This is a genomic window from Streptomyces sp. NPDC001970, from assembly GCF_053594115.1.
In genome coordinates, this window is sequence record NZ_JBSFDW010000013.1 from 157,105 (window position 1) to 172,749 (window position 15,645).

Below are 15,645 nucleotides of genomic sequence, written 5' to 3' on the forward strand. Positions count from 1 at the left end.
GGCGGCGGGACGAGAGTAGACCGTCCTCGTGACACGGGGGCAACGTCCCGGAGGACCGCGAGCGTTCCTGCCGATCGATGACAATGGGGCGGTGCACTACCGCGTACTCGGCACCACCCAGGCAGTCCATGACGACGGCACCCCCGCCGTGCTCGGCGGGGCGCGGCTGCGTGCGCTGGTGGCTGTGCTGGCGCTGCGCGCCGGGCGTACGGTCCCGGTCGGCGTGCTCGTCGACGAGGTGTGGGACGGGGAGCCGCCCGCCGACCCGGTGGGGGCGGTGCAGGCGCTCGTCGGGCGGGCGCGACGGGCGCTCGGGCGCGGCGCGGTGGTGTCGTCCGACGGTGGGTACCGGCTGGGCGCCGGGCCCGAGGCCGTGGACCTGCACCGCTTCGAGCGGCTCGCGGGGGAGGCGGCGCGGGCGCTGGCGCAGGGCCATGCGGGCCGGGCGGCGGAGCTGCTGGACGAGGCGTTCGCACTGTGGCGCGGCCCGGTGCTCGCCGATCTGCCGCACCGCACCGCCGAGGCGGCACGGTGGGAGGCGCGCCGCCTGGACGCCCGCCGCACCCGGCTCGCCGCGGCACTGGCCCTCGGCCGTGCGGAGGAGACGCTGCCGCAGCTCGCCGTGCTCTGCGGGGACCATCCGCTCGACGAGCCGCTGCAGGCGCTGCGCATCCGCGCCCTGCGCGCCGCGGGCCGTACGGCCGAGGCCCTCGCGGCGTACGAGACGGTACGCCGCGAGCTGTCGGCCCGGCTCGGCACGCACCCGGGCCCGGACCTGCGCGCGCTGCACGCGGAGCTGCTGAACCCGGACGAGGAGCCGGGGCCGGAGCCGAAGGCAGTGGCGGCCGGTGCGCCCGCCCCGGTGGGGAACCTGAGGGCGCGGCTGACCAGCTTCGTCGGACGCGAGGCGGACATCGAGGCCATCCGAGGGGACCTCGCGCGGGCGCGGCTGGTCACGCTGCTCGGGCCCGGCGGGGCCGGCAAGACGCGGCTGTCGCAGGAGGCCGCCGAGCGGGCGGCCGGGGCGTACGCCGACGGCGTCTGGCTGGTGGAGCTCGCGCCCGTCGGCGACCCGGAGAACGTGCCCGAGGCCGTGCTCTCGGCGCTCGGCGCGCGCGAGACCGTGCTGCGCGGCGCGGGCGCGGAGGAGCTGCGGGCCGCGTCCGACCTGCACGGCGACGACCCGCTCGTACGCCTCACCGAACACTGCGCGCGCCGCCGCATGCTGATCGTCCTCGACAACTGCGAGCACGTCGTGGCCGCGGCCGCTGCGCTGTGCGAGCAGATCCTGGAGCACTGCCCGGGACTCACGGTCCTCGCGACCAGCCGCGAACCCCTCGGCGTCCCCGGCGAGTCGGTGCGCCCCGTCGGCCCTCTGCCCGACCCGATGGCGCTGCGCCTTCTCGCGGACCGGGGCGCGGCCGCGCATCCGTCCTTCCGGGTGGAGGACGACCGGGAGGCGGCCGCGGAGATCTGCCGTCGCCTGGACGGACTGCCGCTCGCCATCGAGCTGGCCGCCGCCCGGCTGCGGATGCTCACGCCGCGCCAGATCGCCGACCGTCTGGATGACCGTTTCCGGTTGCTGACCAGCGGAAGCCGTACGGTGCTGCCCCGTCAGCAGACCCTGCGCGCCGTCGTCGACTGGTCCTGGGACCTCCTCGACGACGCGGAACGGTCGGTCCTGCGCCGCCTCTCGGTCTTCGCCCGCGGCTGCGACCTGGCGGCGGCGGAGCGGGTCTGCGCGTCCCCGGCCGCCGCCCTGGACGACACCTCCGCATCAGCCGGGGCCACAGCATCCGTCGAGGCCTGCGGATCCGTCGACGCCTCCGGATCCGTCGGCGCCCAGGACGTCGTCTCCGTGCTCGGGGCGCTGGTCGACAAGTCGCTGGTGGTCGCGGCGCCTTCGGCCGACGGGGCGATGCGGTACCGGCTGCTGGAGACGGTCTCCGAGTACGCGTCGGAGCGGCTGGACGAGGCCGGTGACCGGGCGGAGGCCGAGCGCGCCCATCTCACCTACTACCGCGAACTCGCCCGCCGCACCGACCCGTTGCTGCGCGGACCCGAGCAGATCAGTGCCGTCGCGCGGCTGGAGCTGGAGTACGACAACCTCCGCACCGCGCTGCGCCGGGCCGTGGCCGCCGGGGACGAGCAGGAGGCGCTCTGCCTGGTCCTCTCCCTCGCCTGGTACTGGCAGATGAGGGATCTGCGGGCCGACGCCCGGCACTGGGCGCAGGTCGCCGCGGCCCTCGGCCCCGACCCGTTCGCGCCTCCGCTCGCTCCGGCACCGCCGCTGGACGCGCCCGTCACGGACACCGCGCCGCCGCTGGCGCCCGAACCGCTCCAGGAGGCGCGGCGGGGCGTGCGGCTGATCGCGATGGTCAGCATGGAGCACGGCCTGGACGACTGGACGACGCCCGAGCGCCTGGAGTGGCTGCGCGGGGTCACCGAGGTCTACCGGCCCGGGCTCCCGCAGACCTGCCGGTTCCCCGGCACGCTCTGGTTCTTCGCGATCATGCTGACCGGGGACGGCGAGCAGTTGCTCCATGTGCTCGACGCGACCGTGCACGGCTGCGAGGAGTCCGGCGACGCGTGGGCGCTCGCCGCTGCGCTGCACATGCGCGCCAACCTCCTTGCCAACCATGCCGGCCGGGCGGGCGACGCGAGCCGGGACGCGGACCGCAGCCTGGAGATCTTCGACCGGCTCGGTGACCTGTGGGGCGCCGCTGGGGCGTTGTCCGCGCGGGGCGAGGCCCGCGAGAGGCGCGGCGAGTTCCGGCGCGCCGCCGAGGACTACGCCGCCGCGATCGACCGTGCCGAGCGGCTCGGCGCCCAGAGTCAGGTGCCGCTGCTCAGGACGAGACTGGCCGGGGTCCTGGGCGAACTCGGCCGCGACGAGGAGGCCGAGGCGATCCTCCGGGACGTGCTCGCCGGCGCCGGCGAGGGCACCGCCCGCGAGGTCGTCCCCGCGGCCCGCCTCTGCCTCTGCATGCACCTCGGCCGCCTCGGCCGTACTGCGGAGGCACGGGAGCAACTCGACCTGCTGGCCGAGGAGTTCCGCCCGGGCGCCCTCGCGATCTTCGAGGGTTTCTGGCTGGGCTGCGTCGCCTGGCTGGACTGCTTGGACGGCCGCTACGGCGACGCCTTGGACCACACCCTCCAGGCGCTTGAGAGCGCGCTGACCCCGCTGTCGCTGATGGTCGTGCCGCACATGCCCGCCGTCCATCTCGTGACCGCCGCCGAGGCGCTGGCCGGTCTCGGCCGGGAGCAGGCCGCTGACGCGGCCCGCCTGCTCGGCGCGTACGAGCATTTGCTCCCGGCCGGCCATGTCGTGGTGACGTCCGTCGAGCGGGAGAGCCGCGCCCGCGCCGAGCGGGTCGTCCGCGCGGCCCTCGGCGACACGGAGTTCGCCGCGCGGCGCGCGGAGGGCGGCGGCCTCACCCTCGAGGAGGCCGCCGCCCTCGTACGCGACCGCCTGGACCGGCTCAGGACTTCGTCCGGAACTTCCGTATGGCGACCGGAGCCATCACCGCGGTGATCACTGCCGACCAGATCAGCGTCACCCACACGTCGTGGGCGACCGGGCCGCCGTTCATCAGTCCCCGGGCCGCGTCGGCGAGCGACGACAGCGGGTTGTAGTCCGTGAAGGCCTGCAGCCAGCCCGGCATCGAGGCCGTCGGCGCGAAGATCGAGGATCCGAACTGCAGCGGCATCAGCACGAGGAACCCCATTCCCTGAATCGCCTGGGCGTTCTTCATGGTCACGCCCATGGTGAGGAAGATCCACATGATCGACGAGCCGAAGACCAGCGAGAGCCCGACGGCCGCGAGCAGCCCGGGGACGTCCGCCACGGACAGGCCGAGCAGGAAGCCGACCGTCAGCAGGATCGCCGTGGCGACGAGCATCCGGCCGATCTCGACGACGATCTTGGCGATCAGGACGGAGGACCGGGCGATGGGCAGGGACCGGAAGCGGTCCATGACGCCCGTCTGGAAGTCCTGGTTGAAGCCGGTGCCGACACCCATCGCGATGTTCATGCCCATCATCGCCATCAGGCCGGGCACCACATAGTTGACGTACTCCTGCTGGTTGCCCTTGCCGGCGATCGCGCCGCCGAAGACGAAGACGAACAGCAGCGTGAAGACGATCGGCATCAGCACGGCGTCGAACATCGACTCCGGGTCCTGCCGGATCCACAGCAGATTGCGGCGGACGAGCGCGCCGATGTGCCGCAGATTGCCCCGCAGGCCGATCCGGCCTTCGTCGGCGAGGTGGGCGTGGGTGGGGCTGACGGTGGTGGCGCTCACGCCGCGACCTCCTGGGGAATCGTGTCGTTGACGGACGCCGTCTTCTGTCCGGTGATGGCCAGGAACACCTCGTCCAGGCTGGGCAGATCGGTGCCGATGTCGGCAATGGCGAAGCCGCGGGCGCCCAGCAGGCCGACCACCGCGGTCAGCTGCTCGTCGCTGAGGATCGGAACGTACAGCACGCCCTCGTCCGGCACGGCCTGGGTGCCGGAGAGTCCGTCCAGGCCCGCCTCGCGGACCGCCGCGGCCATCGAGGGCACCTGCGCCGGGTCCGCGGGCCGGATCCGCAGGGTCCGGCCGCCGACCTTCGCCTTCAGCTCGTCGATCCCGCCCTCGGCGATGACCCGGCCCCGGTCGATGACCGTCAGCGCGCTCGCCAGCTGTTCGGCCTCTTCCATGTACTGCGTGGTGAGGAGGACGGTGACGCCCTCGGCGACCATCCGCTGGACCTCGTCCCACACCTCGTTGCGCGTGCGGGGGTCGAGGCCCGTCGTCGGCTCGTCCAGATAGAGCACGGCGGGCTGCCCGATCATCGAGGCGGCAAGGTCGAGGCGGCGCCGCATGCCGCCCGAGTACGTCGAGGCCGGGCGCTTGCCCGCCTCCGTGAGCGAGAAGCGCTCCAGCATCTCGTCGGCCCGGCGACGGGCGTCCTTGCGGGAGAGATCGAGCAGCCGCCCGATCATGTACAGGTTCTCCCGGCCGGACAGCTTCTCGTCCACCGAGGCGTACTGCCCGGTGAGGCCGATCGTGCGGCGCAGCTGGCGGGGCTGCTTGACCACGTCGAACCCGGCGACGGTGGCGCGTCCGGCGTCGGGGGCGATGAGGGTGGACAGGCAGCGCACGAGAGTGGTCTTGCCCGCCCCGTTGGGACCGAGGACGCCGAGGACGGTGCCCTCGCGGACATCGAGGTCCACGCCGTCCAGGGCCTTCGTCTCGCCGTAATGCTTCACGAGGCCTCGTACCTCGACGGCGTTCTTGTCGTTTCGCGTCATGCCGTACAAGGTGCCAGATGCCACCGACAAACCACCGACAGGCGGCCGACAGCCTGTGGACAACCGCACCGATACACAGTGGACGCGGCGCCTGCCCGGGCTTGGCGTAGTCGCCGAAGCCCGCCCGGTCGAGGACGACGCACGGTTCGTCCCCCACCACCCAGGCGTCGTGTCCCGGCGCGACGCCGAGGACGTCGCCGGGCCCCACCTCCACGGACTCGCCGTCGTTCATGACGATCTTCATCCGCCCGCTGACGATGTATGCGGCGTGCGCGGTCTCGCAGCTCTCGGTGCCGGCGAGGGGCTTGACGTGCTTGGACCACTGCCACCCCGGCTCGAAGGCGGCCCGGCCGATGGGGCCGCGGTCCGTGGAGAGAACGTCGAGCCTTCCCTTGTCGTCCTCGAACGGCCGGGTCTCGTCGGCGGAGTCGAGGTTCTTGGAGAAGATTCCGGCCATGATCATCCGCCTCCCCGGGCGGAGCGGGCGGTTCCCCGAGTCCGGTTTCAGGCCACGCCCGGGTGCCGCAGTCAACCCCCGCACGCCGACAGCCCGCCGACGGGGGAGGATCGGCGGGCTGTCGTTGGTGCCAGGAGTGGCTAGGGCGGTGGTGCCTGGTGCCGTGTCCGGCGCGTTGCGGTGCCGTCCGGCGTGTGGTGCCGTCAGTGGAACGTGTGGTGCCGTCAGTGGAAGGTGTGCTCCTCGGCGGGGAAGGCCCCGCCGACGACGTCGTCCGCGAAGGCCTTCGCCGCGTCGCCGAGCGTCTGACGGAGGTTCGCGTACTGCTTGGTGAAGCGCGGCACCTTCCCGCCCGTCAGCCCGGCCATGTCGGTCCAGACGAGGACCTGTGCGTCCGTGTCGGGACCGGCGCCGATGCCGATGGTCGGGATGTGGAGCGAGCGGGTGACCTCGGCGGCCAGTTCGGCCGGTACGAGCTCCAGCACCACGGCGAACGCGCCCGCCTCCTGCGCCGCCTTGGCGTCGCGGAGCAGCCGGTGCGCGGCCTCGTCGCTCCGGCCCTGGACCCGGTACCCCATCGTGTTGACGGACTGCGGGGTCAGGCCCAGATGGGACATGACGGGGATGCCGGCCTGGACCAGCAGCTCGGTCTGCGGCAGGGAGCGCTCCCCGCCCTCCAGCTTGACGGCACCGACCCCGGCGTCCTTGACCAGCCGGGTGGCCGAGCGCAGCGCCTGGACCGGGCCCTCCTGGTACGAGCCGAAGGGGAGGTCGCCGACGATCAGGGCACGCTTCGTGCCCCGTACGACGGCGGCGGACAGCAGGGTCATCTCGTCCATCGTGACGGGCACGGTGGTGTCGTAACCGAGATGGCAGTTGCCCATCGAGTCGCCGACGAGCATGACCGGGATACCGGCCTCGTCGAACACGGACGCCGTCATGGCGTCGTACGCGGTGAGCATGGGCCACTTCTCGCCCCGCTCCTTGGCGGCGGTGACGTCGTGGACGGTGATGCGGCGAGTGCCCTTGCCGCCGTACAGCGCCTTGCTGCTGTCGGCGGGCTGCGTCTGGGCAGCCTGAAGCGTCATGGTGAACGGCTCCTTCGTCATCTCGAGGCGCCCTCACGGCGTCCCCGGACCAGATCCATGGTGGCATCCCCCTGCCCGTCACGTGAAGTGGTGCCGTTCACACCCCCGCAGTGTTTGAGCCATCCCGGTCATCTTTCTATACGAAACGGTCTCGTATCGAAATTCCGGGAAGTACTGGGACCATGTCCACACCACCGGGGGCGCCCCCCGCCCCGCCCCGTGTACCGGAAGCCGTGCACCGACGCCGCTGGGCCATCCTCGGCGTCCTCATGTTCACCGTCCTCATCATGGTGCTGGACCACTCGGTCCTGAACGTCGCGGTCAAGACCATCGCCACCCCCGCGCCCGTCGGCATCGGCGCCACCCAGGCCGAACTGGAATGGGCGATCAACTCCTACACGCTCGTCTTCGCCGCCCTGCTCTTCACGGCCGGGCTGCTCGGTGACCGCACGGGCCGCAAGAAGGCGCTGCTCGCCGGCATGGTCGTGTTCGGCATCGGCTCGGCGCTGGCCGCGTTCTCCGGCTCGGCCGCCGAACTCATCGCGTACCGCGCGGTGATGGGTGTCGGCGCCGCGTTCGTCATGCCGGCCACGCTCGCCGTCCTGATGAATGTGTTCGAACGGGACGAGCAGCCCAAGGCCATCGGCATCTGGGCGGGTGCCGTGGGCATCGCCATCGCGCTGGGCCCGCTCACCGGCGGGCTGCTGCTCGAACACTTCTGGTGGGGCTCGATCTTCCTGGTCAACGTCCCCGTGGTGATCGTCGGCTTCGCCGCGATGCTGCTGCTGGTCCCCGACTCCCGGGACCCGGGCCCCGGCCGGATCGACCCGGTCGGCGTGCTGCTGTCCATCGTCGGACTCGTCCTGCTCGTGTACGGGATCATCCGCGGCGGCGAACTCGCGTCCCTCACCGACCGGGGTGTGCTGCTGCCCCTGCTCGGCGGCCTGGCCGTGCTGACGGCGTTCGTGCTGTACGAGCTGCGCATCGACCATCCGGCGCTCGACTTCTCGTACTTCAGGAACCCCGCGTTCTCCGCCGCGATCACCGCGACCGCGCTCGCCTTCCTGTCGATGATGGGCGTGGCCTTCTTCTCCGTCTTCTATCTGCAGACCGTGCGCGGGCACAGTCCGCTGGAGGCCGGGCTGCTGGTCCTGCCGCTCGCGGTGGCCCAGTCGGCGTTCGCGCCGCGCGCCCGGCTCACCGTCGCCCGGTTCGGCGCCAAGGCGACCTGCACGGCCGGAATGCTGATGATCGCCACGGGGCTCGCCTCCTTCGCCGTCTTCGACGCCTCGACACCGTTGTGGGCGATCGAGATCGCCTTCTTCGTCCAGGGCGCCGGAATGGGGCACGTGATGTCACCGGTCACGACCACGGTGATGCAGGCGCTGCCACGGGAGAAGGCGGGCGTGGCCTCCGCGATCAACAACACCTTCCGGCAGATCGGCGGCGCGCTGGGTGTGGCGGTGCTCGGCTCGATCCTGTCCGCGACGTACCGGACCGCGATCGAGCCGACCCTCGAGGCGTCGGCGGCCGTGCCGGCCGAGGCCAAGGGCACGGCGGGGGAGTCGCTCGAGGCGACGCTGAGTGTCGTGGAGAAGCTCGGGCCGTCCGCAGAGGTCCTGATCGGGCCCGCGTACCACGCCTTCATCGGCGCCATGCACCTTGCGTCACTGGCTGCGGCGACCGTGACGGTCGTAGGGGCCCTGGTCGTGGCACGGTACCTTCCGGGGCGTGTCCGTCCGGAGTCGGACATGCCGCCGCACGTCCCGGGGGAGGCGGCGGAACGGTCGGAGGCGGGAGCGGCCCGGGGATGAGCGACCGTCGGGTGGGCCCGGCGGACGAGCCCCTCGGTCCGGGGCGCCGGTACGGGACGGAAGAGCGGAGGCGAGGGCGGGTGCGAGGCGAGGTCGGGACGGTCGGCGCGGGTGTCGTCGAGGGAACGGGCGAGGGAACGGGCGAGGGAACAGGGGAGGGAACGCGCGTGGGCGTACCCGCCGGAAGGTCCGGCCGCCCCGGCGGAGGGGCGTCCCGCCGTGGCCGCCCCCGGAGCGAGGCGGCGGAACGGGCGATCCGCACCGCCGTGGTGACCCTCCTCGAGGAGGGCGTGCCGCTCGGCGAGATCTCCATCGAGCGCATCGCCCGCACCGCGGGGGTCGGCAAGGCGACCATCTACCGGCGCTGGAGCGACAAGGAGGAGCTCTTCGTCGAGGTCCTCCGCGACATCGAGCCCCCGGACCCCGAACTGCCCGGCACCTCCGCCCGCGACGACCTGGTCGTGATGCTGGAGTCCGTGCGCGTGCGCGGTCTCGCGCAGCGCTCCTCGGCGCTTCTGCACAACGTGGTGGCGCAGATGAAGAGTCACCCCAAGCTGTGGACTGCCTACGTCGCGACGGTCATCGATCCCCGGCGTGTGACCGTCCTGGAGATTCTGCGGCGCGGGATCGCGGACGGGGAGATCCGCGGCGACGTCGACATCGACCTCGTCAACGACCTCATCGTCGGTCCCATGCTCGTGCGCGCCGTGATGCGTCCGGACGCCCCGCTCGCCGACGACCTGGCGGAACGCATCGTGTCGGCGGCGCTGGAGGGGCTGCGTCCGCCGGCGCCGGCCTTCCCGTGACGTGCACTATGCGCGTTCTGTCACAGCCGCCGGACTGCCGCCACTGATCGGAACCCGCCGCGCCGCCGGGCCGTCCTCGTGACCGTACGGCAGCAAGCCGTCGGTCATCGCCTAGGGTCAGGACGGGCGGGCACCGACGTGCGGGCCGGGCGGTACATGGGCAAGGCGGCAAGTCGGCAAGGCAGTGAGGACAACGGGATGCGTCAGGCGTACATGACCGAGACGGGGCACGACGGCGGGAAGGACCCCCGCCCCAGGTCCCGCGTCCGGGCATGGCTCGACCACCGGCGGGGCGACACGGGGATCTGGCGGCGCGGCATCCTGCTCGCGATCTGCGCCGTGGTCCTCGCGCTGGTGATGATCTTCCACGCGCAGATCCCGAACCGGATCGGCAACCTGGGCAGCCTCACGGAGACGTTTCTGCCCTGGCTGGGCGCCTTCGTTCCGCTGCTTCTGGTGTGCGCGCTGCTGCGGCGGTCCGCGTCGGCGCTCATCGCGGTGCTGGTGCCGTCGGTGGTGTGGCTGAATCTCTTCGGCGGACTGCTGACGGACAAGGCGGACGACGGGGGAGACCTCATGGTCGCCACGCACAACGTGAACGCCGACAACACCGACCCGGAGGGCACCGCGCGCCAGGTGGTGGAGTCCGGTGCGGACATCGTGGCGCTGGAGGAGCTGACGGCGGACGCGGTCCCGGTGTACGAGAAGGCGCTGGCGTCGGCGTACCCCCACCACTCCGTGCAGGGGACGATCGGGCTGTGGAGCAAGTACCCGATGAGCGACACGCGGGACGTCGACATCCAGCTGGGCTGGAAGCGGGCGATGCGGTCGACCGTGTCGGCGCCGGGGGGCGAGGTCGCGGTGTACGTGGCCCATCTGCCGTCGGTGCGGGTGAAGTTGAACGCGGGCTTCACCGCGAGCCAGCGCGACGAGAGCGCGGACGCGCTGGGGGAGGCGATCGCGCGTGACGCGGTGCGCAGGGTGATCCTGCTCGGCGACCTCAACGGCACCATGAACGACCGCTCCCTGAACGCCGTCACCTCCCAGATGCGGTCCACGCAGGGCGCGGCGGGGGACGGCTTCGGCTTCAGTTGGCCGGCGTCGTTCCCGATGGCCCGGATCGACCAGATCATGGTGAAGGGCGTCGAACCGGTCTCCTCCTGGACCCTTCCGCCCACCTCCAGCGACCACCTCCCGATCGCGGCGCGCGTCAGGCTCTGACCGTTCCCGCCCGCCCCTTCCCGCGCATCGGCACCGCGGGAAGGGGCGGGGCCGCGGGAAAATCCCTTCGCAACCCCCCGTTCACGCCCGGGAACAATCCATCTGAGAGTCTTTGTTCCGTAGGAGAACTAATCCGGAAAGGCTCTCTTCATGCCCCTGGCGCTGCTCGCGCTCGCCGTCTCCGCCTTCGGCATCGGCACCACCGAATTCGTGATGATGGGCCTGCTCCCCAACGTCGCCGACGATCTCGGCACCTCCGTCCCCACCGCCGGGTACCTCGTCGCCGCGTACGCGATCGGCGTCGTCATCGGCGCCCCGCTGCTCACCGCCTTCGGCTCGCGCCTCCCGCGCAAGCGGATGCTGCTGCTCCTGATGGCGCTGTTCACGGTCGGCAACCTCGCCTCCGCGCTCGCCCCCGGTTTCGGGACGCTCCTCGCGAGCCGCGTCCTCGCCGGACTGCCGCACGGCGCGTTCTTCGGGGTCGGCGCGGTCGTCGCCGCGCGGCTCGTCGCGGAGGGGCGGCAGGCGCGGGCGGTGGCCAGGATGTTCCTCGGCCTCACGGTCGCGAACATCGTCGGCGTGCCCGCCGCCACCCTCCTCGGCCAGCACCTCGGCTGGCGCGCCACGTTCCTCGTCGTCACTGCGATCGGTCTGGTCGCGATGGCCGCACTCGCCCGGCTCGTGCCGTACGTACCCGTCGAGACCCACCAGAGCCTCGGCCGCGAGCTGCGCGCGCTCGGCAACCGGCAGGTGCTGCTCGGACTGCTCACCGCGGTGTTCGGATTCGCGGGCGTCTTCGCCGTCTACTCCTACCTCGCGTCGATGACGACCGAGGTGATGGGTCTCGGCGAGTCCTCCGTCACGCTCGTCCTCGCCCTCTTCGGCATCGGCATGACGCTCGGCGCACTCGCCGCGGGACCCCTGACCGACCGGGCCCTGCGCCCCACCCTCTACGGGTCGCTCACCGCCCTGGCCCTGGTCCTGGTCGCCTTCCGGTTCACCGCGCACATCCCGTGGGCTGCCCTCGTCACGGTGGTCGTCCTCGGCGCGGTCGGCTTCATGACCACCACTCCTCTGCAGATGCTGGTCATGCGCAAGGCCCAGGACGCCCCCACCCTGGCCTCCGCCTCCAACCACTCCGCCTTCAACCTCGCCAACGCGGGCGGCGCCTGGCTCGGCGGCGCCGCCATCGCGGCCGGCTGGGGCTGGATGTCGCCGTCCCTCGTCGGCGCGGTCCTCGCCGTCGTCGGCCTCGCCATCGCGGTGACGGCCGGCCTGCTGGACCGTACGGCGAAGGGGGCCTCCCGCGTCGTCGCGGGAAACCCCCTCACAGGCGGTCCGGCCGGCCGGCAGGTCAGTGCGTCGTCTCCCGCCAGCGGTTCGTGATCGGCAGGCGCCGGTCCTTGCCGAAGCCCTTCGCCGAGATCTTCGTGCCCGGCGGGTACTGGCGCCGCTTGTACTCGGCCGTGTCGACGAGCCGCAGGGTCCTCGCGACCAGCTCCTCGTCGTAACCGGCCGCCACGATCGCGTCCTTGCCCTGGTCGCGGTCGACGTACAGCTCCAGGATCCGGTCCAGGACGTCGTAGTCCGGGAGGGAGTCCGAGTCGAGCTGGCCGGGGCGCAGTTCGGCGGACGGCGGCTTGACGATGGAGTTCTCGGGGATCGGCGGGGTCTGGCCCCGCTCCTCGGCCGCCCGGTTGCGCCACTTCGCCAGCCGGAAGATCGACGTCTTGTAGACGTCCTTGATGGGGCCGTACGCGCCGACCGAGTCGCCGTACAGCGTCGAGTAGCCCACCGCCAGCTCGGACTTGTTGCCCGGGGCGAGCACGATCTGGCCCTCCTGGTTGGAGACCGCCATGAGCGTCGTGCCGCGCAGCCGCGACTGGAGGTTCTCCTCGGCGAGACCGGTGAGGCCCAGCGCCGACATGTACGCGTCGAACATCGGCTCGATCGTCACCGTCCGGAAGTTGAGCCCCGTGCGGCGGGCCAGCTCGGCGGCGTCACCCCTGGAGTGGTCCGAGGAGTACTTGGACGGCATGGAGATGCCGTACACGTTCTCCGCGCCGAGCGCGTCGCAGGCGATCGCGGCGACGAGCGAGGAGTCGATGCCTCCGGACAGGCCGATCAGGACGGACCGGAAGCCGTTCTTGGCGGCGTACGCGCGCAGGCCGACGACCAGCGCGGAGTACACCTCCTCGTCGTCGTCGAGGCGCTCGGCGTAACCGCCCGTCAGCTCCGGCTCGTACGCCGGGAGCGGTTCCTCGGAGATCACGACCCGCTCGATCGCGAGGCCGTCGTCCACGACGCCCGTCGGGGGCTCGGGGGAGGCCGCGGGCAGGTCGAGGTCGAGGATCACGCTGCCCTCGGCGAACTGCGGGGCGCGCGCGACGACTTCGCCGTCGTGGCCGACGACGATCGAGTCGCCGTCGAAGACGAGCTCGTCCTGGCCGCCGATCATCGCCAGGTAGGCCGTCGTGCAGCCGGCCTCCTGGGCGCGCTTGCGGACCAGCTCCAGGCGGGTGTCGTCCTTGTTCTGCTCGTACGGCGAGGCGTTGATCGAGATCAGCAGCCCGGCCTCGGCGGACCGGGCGGCCGGGACGCGGCCGCCGTCCTGCCAGAGGTCCTCGCAGATGGCGAGCGCGATGTCGATGCCGTGGACGCGGATCACCGGCATGGTGTCGCCGGGCACGAAGTAGCGGAACTCGTCGAAGACGCCGTAGTTGGGCAGGTGGTGCTTGGCGAAGGTCAGCACCACACGGCCGCGGTGCAGCACGGCCCCGGCGTTCTGCGGGGCGCCCGCGGGCTGTCCGTACCGCGGCTGGGCCTTCTCGGAACGGTCCAGATAGCCGACGATCACGGGGATCTCCCCGAACCCCTCGTCCGCGAGACGCGCGGCGAGCGTGCGCAGGGCGGCCCGTGACGCCTCCACGAAGGACGATCGCAGGGCCAGGTCCTCCACGGGGTAGCCGGTCAGCACCATCTCGGGGAACGCGACGAGGTGCGCTCCCTGCTCGGCGGCGTGCCGGGTCCAGTGCACGACCGACTCGGCGTTGCCGGCGAGATCGCCGACGGTCGAGTCGATCTGATTCAGAGCGAGGCGAAGTTGAGGCACGGGGACAGTGTAATCGTCTCTCTGACGCAATGTCCCGGTGGGGAAATGTGGGCCGCCCCACTCCTGCGGCCCCCTGTGGCACGGGAGCGGGGCGGGACCGGGGCACCTTCGGGGACCCTGCGGTGAGCTACCTGCTGCGGTACGCGAGGGTCGTCATCATCCCGGACTCCGAGTGGTAGATGTTGTGGCAGTGCAGCATCCACAGGCCCGGATTGTCCGCGTCGAAGTCGGCCACCAGCTTGCGGTGCGGCAGCAGGATCGCCGTGTCCTTGCGGGCGCCGTGCCCCTCGATCCCGGCCAGGGCGTAGGTGTGGCCGTGCAGATGGACGGGATGCCACATGTCCGTGGCGTTGATGACCACCAGCCGCACCCGCTCGCCCAGCTCGACATCGTGGAGCGTCTCCGGGTCGTAGGGCTTGTGGTCGATGCCCCACTCGTACGTCTTCATGTCACCGGTCAGCTTGATCTTGAGCAGCCGGTCCGGCCTGCGCCGGGTCAGGGCCGTGGAGTCGTCCGGTCGCAGGCGGGCGGCCGACGTCAGCACCTTCCGGTCGAGCTCGGCCGGGCGCGTGGAGGCCGGCGGAACGGCCCCGCTTCCCGTGCGCAGGACGGCCATGGCCGAGCCCTTCTTGCCCTCGGCGAGCGCGGTGAGCGGAAAGACCCCGTCCTTCGCGGTGATCAGCACGTCGTACCGCTCGGCCATGCCGATGAGCAGGGCGTCGGTCCTGTAGGGGCGCACGGCGTAGCCGTCGGTGTGGGTGACCGTCATCTCGTGGCCGCCGAGCGCCACCCGGAAGGCCGTTTCGCCGCCGGCGTTCATGATGCGCAGCCTGATGCGGTCGCCGGGCTTGGCCCTGAACTGGGTGGGATCGTCCGCCGTGCGCCCGTTGATGAGGTAGTACGGGTAGGCGACATCGCCCGCGTGGCCGCCGAGGAGCTTGCTGTGGGCGCCCCTCATCAGGCGCCGTGGGCCCTTCCCGTGGTGCGCCGACGGTGAGGCGTCCGCGGCCGGTCCCCGCGCCGCCGCAAGCCCGCCGCCGCCGGCCTCCACCGGTCCGTCGGGCCGGTCCGACGCGCCTTCGCCGTCCGCGGCCCGGCCCTCGTGTCCCGCGCCGTGCCCCATGCCGGGCTTGCCGTGCCGGAGCTGGGCGAGGACGTCGTCCGGGGTGGAGCCGCCGACCCCGTCGATCCAGTCGTCCAGCATGACGATCCACTCGTGGTCGTACGAGAGCGGCTCACGCGGGTCGTCCACGATCAGCGGCGAGTACATCCCGCGGTCGATCTGCACGCCCATGTGGGGGTGGAACCAGTACGTACCCGGGTGGGGCACCAGGAACCGGTAGTCGAACGTCTTGCCCGGCCTCACCGGCGGCTGCGTGATGCCCGGCACGCCGTCCATGTCGTTGCGCAGCGCGATGCCGTGCCAGTGCACCGTGGTCGGCTCCGGCAGATGGTTGGCGAGCCTCAGCGCCAGCGTGTCACCCGCCGTGATCCGCACCGCGCGGCCGGGCAGCAGGCCGTCGTACGTCCAGGACCTGAAGGTGCGTCCCGCCCCCAGTTCGACCGTGGTCGGGGTGGCCGTGAACGTGTGCTTGCGGAGCGGTCCGGTCGGATCCGGATGGGCCTCGTCGACCTCCGTGCCGCTCGGTTCGACGAACCCCTCGGGAGTGTCCACCGCCGCGGGCGCGCCGTGGCTGCCCTGCCTTCCCGTGCCACCGCTCGAACAGGCGGCGAGCAGCCCGGATCCCGCGGCGGCGATCCCTGCGCCGAGCACGGCGCGACGGGTGGGAGAGGGCTGACGGGTGTGCTCCATGCGCATGACTGTGTGCACCTCGCTGTGGGTGAAGGCGG

Annotated in this window: 10 protein-coding genes; 5 read left to right on the forward strand and 5 right to left on the reverse strand. The window is 72.1% G+C overall.

Annotated features, from left to right (window positions below; genetic code table 11):
• The first annotated feature begins 91 nt into the window (after nucleotides 1-91).
• Entirely contained in the window at nucleotides 92-3,535 is a 3,444-nt protein-coding gene (locus ACWCP0_RS18380; RefSeq protein ID WP_451079825.1) for a BTAD domain-containing putative transcriptional regulator, read from the forward strand.
• On the opposite strand, the gene ACWCP0_RS18385 is transcribed toward ACWCP0_RS18380, so the two are convergent.
• From ACWCP0_RS18385 to panB, 3 genes are all read right to left on the reverse strand, one after another.
• Entirely contained in the window at nucleotides 3,483-4,304 is an 822-nt protein-coding gene (locus ACWCP0_RS18385; protein WP_451079826.1) for an ABC transporter permease, read from the reverse strand. The two genes, ACWCP0_RS18380 and ACWCP0_RS18385, sit on opposite strands and share 53 nt — an antisense overlap.
• Nucleotides 4,301-5,296 (reverse strand): ATP-binding cassette domain-containing protein, encoded by a 996-nt coding sequence (locus ACWCP0_RS18390; RefSeq protein WP_451079827.1) that lies wholly within the window; start codon nucleotides 5,294-5,296, stop codon nucleotides 4,301-4,303. The genes ACWCP0_RS18385 and ACWCP0_RS18390 overlap by 4 nt, the downstream gene beginning before the upstream one ends.
• 681 nt (nucleotides 5,297-5,977) lie before the next feature.
• Nucleotides 5,978-6,841, reverse strand: coding sequence for a 3-methyl-2-oxobutanoate hydroxymethyltransferase (gene panB / locus ACWCP0_RS18395; protein ID WP_451079828.1), 864 nt, complete (start codon nucleotides 6,839-6,841; stop codon nucleotides 5,978-5,980).
• Between the two features lie 182 nt (nucleotides 6,842-7,023).
• Between panB and ACWCP0_RS18400 the strand changes: the two genes are divergently transcribed.
• The 4 genes from ACWCP0_RS18400 (at nucleotide 7,024) to ACWCP0_RS18415 (ending at nucleotide 12,068) form a co-directional block, all read left to right on the forward strand.
• Complete coding sequence (locus tag ACWCP0_RS18400) at nucleotides 7,024-8,655, forward strand: MFS transporter (protein ID WP_451079829.1); 1,632 nt, start codon at nucleotides 7,024-7,026, stop codon at nucleotides 8,653-8,655.
• A 167-nt stretch (nucleotides 8,656-8,822) separates the two neighbouring features.
• Entirely contained in the window at nucleotides 8,823-9,461 is a 639-nt protein-coding gene (locus ACWCP0_RS18405) for a TetR/AcrR family transcriptional regulator C-terminal ligand-binding domain-containing protein (RefSeq protein ID WP_451079830.1), read from the forward strand.
• Between the two features lie 198 nt (nucleotides 9,462-9,659).
• A complete protein-coding gene (locus ACWCP0_RS18410; protein ID WP_451079831.1) occupies nucleotides 9,660-10,682 on the forward strand; it encodes an endonuclease/exonuclease/phosphatase family protein in 1,023 nt (340 codons plus the stop codon).
• 150 nt (nucleotides 10,683-10,832) lie between these two features.
• Entirely contained in the window at nucleotides 10,833-12,068 is a 1,236-nt protein-coding gene (locus tag ACWCP0_RS18415) for an MFS transporter (RefSeq protein WP_451079832.1), read from the forward strand.
• Here ACWCP0_RS18415 and ACWCP0_RS18420 read toward each other — a convergent pair.
• Nucleotides 12,037-13,794: an NAD+ synthase gene (locus ACWCP0_RS18420; RefSeq protein ID WP_451079833.1), complete on the reverse strand. Its 1,758-nt coding sequence runs from the start codon at nucleotides 13,792-13,794 to the stop codon at nucleotides 12,037-12,039. The genes ACWCP0_RS18415 and ACWCP0_RS18420 overlap by 32 nt on opposite strands.
• Before the next feature lie 127 nt (nucleotides 13,795-13,921).
• The gene (locus ACWCP0_RS18425; protein ID WP_451079834.1) at nucleotides 13,922-15,607 is read right to left on the reverse strand and encodes a multicopper oxidase family protein; all 1,686 of its coding nucleotides are present in this window, start codon (nucleotides 15,605-15,607) and stop codon (nucleotides 13,922-13,924) included.
• Nucleotides 15,608-15,645 lie beyond the last annotated feature (38 nt).

Excerpts from the sequence above, each read along its gene's own strand:
- ACWCP0_RS18410 (WP_451079831.1), top strand. The coding sequence starts at position 9,660 with ATGCGTCAGGCGTACATGACCGAGACGGGGCACGACGGCGGGAAGGAC.
- panB (WP_451079828.1), bottom strand. The coding sequence starts at position 6,841 with ATGACGCTTCAGGCTGCCCAGACGCAGCCCGCCGACAGCAGCAAGGCG.
- ACWCP0_RS18415 (WP_451079832.1), top strand. The coding sequence starts at position 10,833 with ATGCCCCTGGCGCTGCTCGCGCTCGCCGTCTCCGCCTTCGGCATCGGC.
- ACWCP0_RS18390 (WP_451079827.1), bottom strand. The coding sequence starts at position 5,296 with ATGACGCGAAACGACAAGAACGCCGTCGAGGTACGAGGCCTCGTGAAG.
- ACWCP0_RS18425 (WP_451079834.1), bottom strand. The coding sequence starts at position 15,607 with ATGGAGCACACCCGTCAGCCCTCTCCCACCCGTCGCGCCGTGCTCGGC.
- ACWCP0_RS18400 (WP_451079829.1), top strand. The coding sequence starts at position 7,024 with ATGTCCACACCACCGGGGGCGCCCCCCGCCCCGCCCCGTGTACCGGAA.